This window comes from Marinobacter salarius (genome assembly GCF_032922745.1).
In the GTDB taxonomy this organism is placed as follows: domain Bacteria; phylum Pseudomonadota; class Gammaproteobacteria; order Pseudomonadales; family Oleiphilaceae; genus Marinobacter.
The window spans coordinates 4625389-4632059 of the sequence record NZ_CP136693.1; the positions used below are offsets into that span (position 1 = coordinate 4625389).

A 6671-nucleotide genomic window follows, 5' to 3' on the forward strand; every position below is an offset into this window, starting at 1 on the left:
CTCTTCTATAAAAAGAGCGCTTCGGGGGCCTGCGGTCTTTGACAGCCTTGGCTTCCGCCCAGACTACAAAGTAACTACCGAACAAAGCCTCAGATGCTCAGAGCGCTCTGATCGATAGTCAGGCCAGGACCCATCGTCGACGACAGGGTTACCTTCTTGAGGTAAACACCTTTCGAAGAAGACGGCTTGGCCTTTTTCAGGTCCGCGATCAGAGCTTCAAGGTTTTCCTTGATGTTCTGCGCAGAGAATTCCACATTACCCATCGGCGCATGGATGATACCGTTCTTATCAGTACGGTAACGCACCTGACCTGCCTTGGCGTTCTTTACAGCAGTCTCAACATCCGGGGTAACAGTGCCGACTTTCGGGTTCGGCATCAGGCCGCGGGGACCAAGGATCTGGCCCAGCTGACCGACAACACGCATAGCGTCCGGAGTGGCGATAACCACGTCGAAATCCATGTTGCCTTTTTTGACGTCTTCCGCCAGATCATCCATACCGACAATATCCGCACCAGCAGCGGTTGCCTTTTCGGCGTTGGCGCCCTGGGTAAATACCGCCACGCGAACGGTCTTGCCGGTACCGTGAGGCAGAACCGTGCTGCTACGCACAACCTGGTCTGATTTACGCGCATCGACGCCCAGATTAACGGCAACATCTACGGATTCCTTGAACTTGACGTTACCGCCCAGCTCGACCAACAACGCAACCGCTTCGTCAACGGAATAAGCGCGAGTGGAATCGACTTTTTCACGAATCAGCTTCTGACGCTTGCTAAGCTTTGCCATGTTACAGGCCCTCCACGTTCAGGCCCATGCTACGGGCAGTTCCGGCAATGGTACGAACCGCAGCATCCATATCAGCTGCAGTCAGATCCGGCTCTTTGGTCTTGGCAATCTCTTCCAACTGGTCACGGGTTACCGTGCCGACCTTGTCCGTGTTGGGACGACCAGAGCCGCTCTTAATACCGGCTGCTTTCTTCAGCAGCACCGGTGCGGGCGGAGTCTTGGTGATAAAGGTAAAGCTGCGATCACTGTAAACGGTGATAACAGTAGGAATCGGCAGGCCCGGCTCCATATCCTGGGTCTGTGCGTTGAACGCTTTACAGAACTCCATGATGTTTACGCCACGCTGACCCAGTGCGGGACCAACGGGGGGACTCGGGTTGGCCTTGCCGGCAGCAACCTGAAGCTTGATGTACGCTTCAATCTTCTTAGCCATGATATTTCTCCTGTGGGTGCGAACGCCTCTCGGCTCCCCTGTTTTTACAACTGCCAGTAGCAGACACAAAAAGCCCGCGTCGCCATAGCGCGCGAGCTCTCAGCATGTAAGGCTGCCGCTTAGTCTTTTTCGACTTGCCCGAACTCCAGCTCTACCGGAGTTGAACGACCGAAAATCAACACAGCAACCTTGACCCGACTCTTGTCGTAGTCAACTTCTTCCACCACGCCATTGAAGTCCGCAAACGGCCCTTCTGTGACGCGAACAATCTCGCCCGGCTCGAACAGAGTCTTCGGCTTGGGCTTGTCAGCACCGCTTTCAACACGGCGAAGAATGGCCTCTGCCTCACGCTCTGTAATTGGGGCTGGCTTATCCTTGGTACCACCAATGAAACCAAGAACCCTGGGCGTATTCTTGACCAGGTGCCAGGTGCCGTCATCCATTTCCATCTGCACCAGAACGTAGCCGGGATAGAACTTGCGCTCACTCTTGCGCTTCTTCCCGTCACGCATCTCAACGACTTCTTCAGTCGGCACAAGAATTTCGCCGAACTTCTCTTCCAAGTCATTGAGAGCAACACGCTCCCTGAGAGTGCGCATCACGTGCTTTTCAAAGCCAGAATACGCATGAACGACGTACCAGCGCTTAGCCATTGCCCACTCCTGTTACCCGATAACTCCGGAGACCAGCCAACTGATCAACGAATCCATACCCCACAGCATCAATGCCACAACCAACACAAACACAACAACGATGGCTGTGGTCTGGATCAGCTCCGGCCTGGTGGGCCATACAACCTTCCGGATTTCAACCCTGGCTTCCTTGAGCAAAGTCGCAAAACGCCGACCACGCTCAGTTTGGAGCGCCACAAAAGCAGCGACCAGAGCAAGAGCTACAAGAGCCAGCACCCGATACAGCAGTGACTCGGCATTAAAATACTGATTGCCAACGACGCCCGCTGCAATCAGAACAAATACGACCAGCCACTTTACTGCATCGAAGCTACTGGTCGAACGATCGGCTTTTGACTCCATAGGAATCAGCTTATGTATCCGGATGTTAAAAAATGGCAGGCCAGGAGGGAATCGAACCCCCAACCTGCGGTTTTGGAGACCGCTGCTCTGCCAATTGAGCTACTGGCCTGCACCGAAACAACTCAGCGCACTTACTTCAAGTTCTTACTCAAAAAGAGCAATTACTCGATGATCTTTGAGACTACGCCGGCACCAACGGTACGACCACCTTCACGAATCGCGAAGCGCAGGCCATCTTCCATGGCGATCGGAGCAATCAGGGTAACACTCATCTTCACGTTGTCACCCGGCATAACCATTTCCACACCTTCCGGCAGCTCACAGGAACCTGTGACGTCGGTGGTACGGAAGTAAAACTGCGGACGGTAACCCTTAAAGAACGGGGTATGACGACCACCTTCTTCTTTGCTCAGCACGTACACTTCGCACTCGAACTTGGTGTGCGGCTTGATGGAGCCCGGCACACACAGAACCTGACCACGCTCAACGTCGTCACGCTTGGTACCACGCAGCAGAACACCAACGTTCTCACCAGCACGACCTTCGTCCAGCAGCTTGCGGAACATCTCAACACCGGTACAAACGGTCTTCACGGTATCTTTGATACCGACGATTTCCACTTCGTCACCAACCTTGATGATGCCACGCTCTACACGACCGGTTACAACCGTACCGCGACCAGAGATGGAGAACACGTCCTCGATCGGCATCAGGAACGGCTGATCAATCGCACGCTCCGGATCCGGGATGTACTCGTCCAGGGCTTCTACCAGCTTCTTAACAGCGGTAGTACCCATTTCGTTATCATCCTTACCTTCCAGCGCCATCAGCGCGGAACCGGTAACGATCGGCGTGTCGTCGCCCGGGAAGTCATACTGGCTCAGCAGTTCGCGAACTTCCATCTCGACCAGCTCCAGCAGCTCCTCGTCATCAACCATGTCCGCCTTGTTCAGGAACACAACGATGAAAGGAACGCCAACCTGGCGGGACAGCAGGATGTGCTCGCGAGTCTGCGGCATGGGGCCGTCAGCTGCGGAACAAACCAGGATCGCGCCGTCCATCTGCGCCGCACCCGTGATCATGTTCTTCACGTAGTCAGCGTGGCCCGGGCAGTCAACGTGCGCATAGTGACGCGCCGGCGAATCGTACTCAACGTGAGAGGTCGCGATGGTGATACCACGCGCCTTCTCTTCCGGTGCGTTATCGATCTGGTCGAATGCGCTTGCACTACCAGTACCCCACACTTCGTGACACACACGAGTCAGCGCGGCTGTCAGCGTGGTCTTGCCATGGTCTACGTGACCAATGGTGCCCACGTTTACGTGCGGCTTATTACGCTCAAATTTTGCTTTAGACATTCGACCTATCTCCCTAATCAACTGGACCGTAACGTTGACCGGACAAATAATGGAGCTCATGACCGGAATTGAACCGGTGACCTCATCCTTACCAAGGATGTGCTCTACCGACTGAGCTACATGAGCGCTTTCAACACTACAAATTGGAGCGGGCAGCGGGAATCGAACCCGCGTCATCAGCTTGGAAGGCTGAGGTAATAGCCACTATACGATGCCCGCGAGCAATAAGTGGTGGAGGGGGCAGGATTCGAACCTGCGAAGCTTTCGCGTCAGATTTACAGTCTGATCCCTTTGGCCACTCGGGAACCCCTCCGAGTCAGGCATGCCAACGGCAAACCTGCCTAAACTTAAAGTGGAGCTGGCGGACGGAATCGAACCCCCGACCTGCTGATTACAAGTCAGCTGCTCTACCAACTGAGCTACGCCAGCTCACATTCGCCTCTTCAGCGAGGGCGGTATACTACGGATTTTCAGAACGCGTTGCAACACCTTCACAACGCCTGATTTCGACCATGTCGAAATTCTCACTGTAATCCGTTTCCGCCGCCCCAACCGCACCGGAATCCGGTACCAGTTGGTCTTCAAAAACGAGCGCGTAGCTTAGCTGATTTCGGGGGAAGTTGGCCAGTATTGCATTGAGATTCTGGCGTTTTTTTTCAGCCAGGACATTTTCGGCGGCCTGTCGGGACTCGAACAGCCCAAGAGAAATGGCATTTTTATTCTCGCCCCGGGTTACCAGGTAGGAGTCGATCCCCCTCTGCTGGAGATCGCGAAACAGATCCAGTGCCCGATCTTCCGGTTGAGGAGGTATGATCACCCAATGCAGTGGCGCCAGTTCCCGCTCTTCCTCAGCAACGTCATAGTCGGTTCCAGGCCGCCCCAGGGAACGATAAGCCTGCCGCGCACTCTGCTCCGAGTCGAACCACCCCAACCGAACGCAGAAACTCAGGGGAACCGCTTCCCTCTCTGGCGGAGCCTCAACATCAACGGCTGGCTGAGTGGCTTCGCCCTCGGCCAGCGTCACATCATCCCTGGCGGCTTCGGGTTCAACCTCTGGCGACAGCGGTTTCAGATCAGCCACCCGCGGCAATGCCTGGCGTTCAGTTACAACGGCAACGGGCTTTGGTCCGAGCTTGTCCCCGTATAACCAAAGCGCCCCATTGATCAGAATCAGGGCAACAGCAAACCACCTCATTCGCGTTCACTCTCCCCATCAACAGCCGCAAGCCCCTTGAGCACCAATGAAGGCTCGTGGTGGGCCGAAAGCCCGGCATCAAGCAGGCCTTCGGCGTCGCCTCCCGTCACCAGGACGCGACCAAGACCAAGACGACGGCAATCCGCCTCAATCCGTGCAGCCATTGATGCCCAGAGCCAGACCAGTCCATGCTGGACGCATTCGGTTGTCGACGCCCCAGGCTCCGCAGCCTGCACATCACTGGCATCAAAACCAATTCTCGCAGCGTCCTGTCTCAAGGACCTGAGCATCATCTGCTTACCCGGGAGAATATAGCCGCCCAGGTGCGCCCCCGTATCGGCAACATAATCAATCGTAATAGCACTGCCGGCATCAACAACGGCAAAACCACCCTCATCGGCCTGCCATGCAGCGTACATGGCGTGCCAGCGATCGGCCCCCATCCTGTCGGTTTCGGTGTAGGCATTCACCAAACCACCTCGACGGGGCTCAGCCCAATGAAACACAATCGGAGCACGACAGAACGCTTCCAACTGCACCTGCAAATGTTGGCGCCTTTCTTCCGAGATCACAGTGGATACTGCAACTCGCCTGATATGGGCGGACTGACAACGGATGTCGCAGAATGGGTCGTCGGCGTCCAGAATGGCGGAACCGGTGCCAACCAAATGACCATCGCCGACCAGCAGCCACTTCAGCCGGGTATTCCCGGCATCCACCAATAGCTTCATGGGCGGACCCGCAGGCTTATCTCGCCGGCACGAACCCTGACCAACTCTTTGCCGTCGTCGATCAGGTAATTACCGGTATCGTCGATCCCATACCCGTTGCCAGCGAGACTACCCTGGCTGGCAACCAGGGCCTTACCGGAAAAAATATCACGGCGCTGCCAGCGTGAACGGAACCCGACAAAACCCTGACTGGCGAACTCATCCACGGAGCCGAGGACGGAATTAACGAGCGACGCCGCAAGTTCGCTACGACTCCAGCGCCGTTCAGGCATAGCTATGTCAAGACTGCTCCAGGATTGATCCACACCGGAGGCCTCTTTCATATGCACATTCAGGCCAATACCTGCGACGACCTGCACCACCCCCTCTTCAAGTTCGCCCTGGAGCTCAACCAGAATGCCAGCCAGCTTGCTACCACCAAGAAAAATATCGTTGGGCCACTTTAGCCCGACACCGGCAACACCATGCTGCTCCAGGGCTTCTGCGACCGCCACACCCAGAACCAGGCTTAACCCATCCAGCATGGCGAAGCTGCCACGAAACGTCAGCCCAAGGCTCAGGTAAAGGTTCTGCCCCTGCGGACTCTGCCAAGGCCGGCCGCGCCTGCCACGACCTGCGGTCTGACAATCGGCGATGCACACGGGAACGCGACCGGAACCCGCACGGCGTCGCACAATTTCGGCATTGGTCGAATCCACTTCATCCAGTACGGTCAGCTCGATCCTGGAGCGACAGTCTGGCGCCAGGCTCTGCGTTATCTGTTCCGCCTCGAGCAAGTCCATATCGCTCAACAGGCGATAACCCTTGCCACGAATGGTTTCTATACGGACCCCCTCCTCCGCTGCACGACGGACCTGCTTCCAGATTGCCGTGCGACTGATGCCAAGACTGCTGGCAAGGAACTCACCGGAATGGAACTGGCCGTCTGCCAGGAGGCCAAGAAGTGCTTTGGATTTCATCAAGGAACGCCCGCGTATTTGAATGGGATCAGGGCGGGATTAAACAACACGTCGAAGCAAAAGACAAAGGACGACGCCAAGGTATTTCCAAAGTTTGCCGCCTCAGACCTCAGGGTAACTGAGCAATCTGGGCGGCACCGCACCACTATGGCTTACTATTCATTACTTTTTTG

8 protein-coding genes and 5 tRNA genes are annotated in these 6671 nt (G+C 55.9%); all 13 read right to left on the bottom strand.

Annotated features, from left to right (window positions below; translation table 11 throughout):
- Positions 1 to 89: 89 nt before the first annotated feature.
- The 13 genes from rplA to R1T46_RS21565 all read right to left on the bottom strand — a co-directional run bounded on the left by rplA (position 90) and on the right by R1T46_RS21565 (position 6498).
- Positions 90 to 788, bottom strand: a complete 699-nt coding sequence (gene rplA, locus R1T46_RS21505; protein ID WP_317306971.1) for a 50S ribosomal protein L1 — start codon at positions 786 to 788, stop codon at positions 90 to 92.
- Position 789: 1 nt separating this feature from the next.
- Positions 790 to 1221, bottom strand: a complete 432-nt coding sequence (gene rplK / locus R1T46_RS21510) for a 50S ribosomal protein L11 (RefSeq protein WP_007154027.1) — start codon at positions 1219 to 1221, stop codon at positions 790 to 792.
- 119 nt (positions 1222 to 1340) lie between these two features.
- Positions 1341 to 1874 carry a transcription termination/antitermination protein NusG gene (gene nusG / locus R1T46_RS21515; RefSeq protein WP_036203331.1) on the bottom strand — a complete coding sequence of 178 codons (534 nt, stop codon included), beginning with the start codon at positions 1872 to 1874 and terminating at the stop codon, positions 1341 to 1343.
- A 12-nt stretch (positions 1875 to 1886) separates the two neighbouring features.
- Positions 1887 to 2255, bottom strand: coding sequence for a preprotein translocase subunit SecE (gene secE / locus R1T46_RS21520; RefSeq protein WP_007154029.1), 369 nt, complete (start codon positions 2253 to 2255; stop codon positions 1887 to 1889).
- Positions 2256 to 2288: 33 nt separating this feature from the next.
- Positions 2289 to 2364 (bottom strand) — tRNA-Trp (locus tag R1T46_RS21525).
- A 52-nt stretch (positions 2365 to 2416) separates the two neighbouring features.
- Positions 2417 to 3613, bottom strand: a complete 1197-nt coding sequence (gene tuf, locus R1T46_RS21530) for an elongation factor Tu (RefSeq protein WP_007154018.1) — start codon at positions 3611 to 3613, stop codon at positions 2417 to 2419.
- A 50-nt stretch (positions 3614 to 3663) separates the two neighbouring features.
- A tRNA-Thr gene (locus R1T46_RS21535) sits at positions 3664 to 3739 on the bottom strand.
- A gap of 18 nt (positions 3740 to 3757) precedes the next feature.
- Positions 3758 to 3832 (bottom strand) — tRNA-Gly (locus R1T46_RS21540).
- Between the two features lie 10 nt (positions 3833 to 3842).
- Positions 3843 to 3926: transfer RNA gene (locus R1T46_RS21545), tRNA-Tyr, on the bottom strand.
- A 40-nt stretch (positions 3927 to 3966) separates the two neighbouring features.
- Positions 3967 to 4042: transfer RNA gene (locus tag R1T46_RS21550), tRNA-Thr, on the bottom strand.
- 31 nt (positions 4043 to 4073) lie between these two features.
- Positions 4074 to 4808 (bottom strand): hypothetical protein, encoded by a 735-nt coding sequence (locus R1T46_RS21555; RefSeq protein ID WP_227517803.1) that lies wholly within the window; start codon positions 4806 to 4808, stop codon positions 4074 to 4076.
- Positions 4805 to 5539 (bottom strand): type III pantothenate kinase, encoded by a 735-nt coding sequence (locus R1T46_RS21560; protein ID WP_041336247.1) that lies wholly within the window; start codon positions 5537 to 5539, stop codon positions 4805 to 4807. Before R1T46_RS21560 ends, R1T46_RS21555 begins: the two co-directional genes overlap by 4 nt.
- Positions 5536 to 6498 carry a biotin--[acetyl-CoA-carboxylase] ligase gene (locus R1T46_RS21565; protein ID WP_317306972.1) on the bottom strand — a complete coding sequence of 321 codons (963 nt, stop codon included), beginning with the start codon at positions 6496 to 6498 and terminating at the stop codon, positions 5536 to 5538. The genes R1T46_RS21560 and R1T46_RS21565 overlap by 4 nt, the downstream gene beginning before the upstream one ends.
- Between the last annotated feature and the right edge of the window lie 173 nt (positions 6499 to 6671).

Coding starts and splice junctions, on each gene's coding strand:
- nusG (WP_036203331.1), bottom strand. CDS start 1,874: ATGGCTAAGCGCTGGTACGTCGTTCATGCGTATTCTGGCTTTGAAAAG.
- R1T46_RS21565 (WP_317306972.1), bottom strand. CDS start 6,498: ATGAAATCCAAAGCACTTCTTGGCCTCCTGGCAGACGGCCAGTTCCAT.
- rplA (WP_317306971.1), bottom strand. CDS start 788: ATGGCAAAGCTTAGCAAGCGTCAGAAGCTGATTCGTGAAAAAGTCGAT.
- secE (WP_007154029.1), bottom strand. CDS start 2,255: ATGGAGTCAAAAGCCGATCGTTCGACCAGTAGCTTCGATGCAGTAAAG.
- rplK (WP_007154027.1), bottom strand. CDS start 1,221: ATGGCTAAGAAGATTGAAGCGTACATCAAGCTTCAGGTTGCTGCCGGC.
- tuf (WP_007154018.1), bottom strand. CDS start 3,613: ATGTCTAAAGCAAAATTTGAGCGTAATAAGCCGCACGTAAACGTGGGC.
- R1T46_RS21560 (WP_041336247.1), bottom strand. CDS start 5,539: ATGAAGCTATTGGTGGATGCCGGGAATACCCGGCTGAAGTGGCTGCTG.
- R1T46_RS21555 (WP_227517803.1), bottom strand. CDS start 4,808: ATGAGGTGGTTTGCTGTTGCCCTGATTCTGATCAATGGGGCGCTTTGG.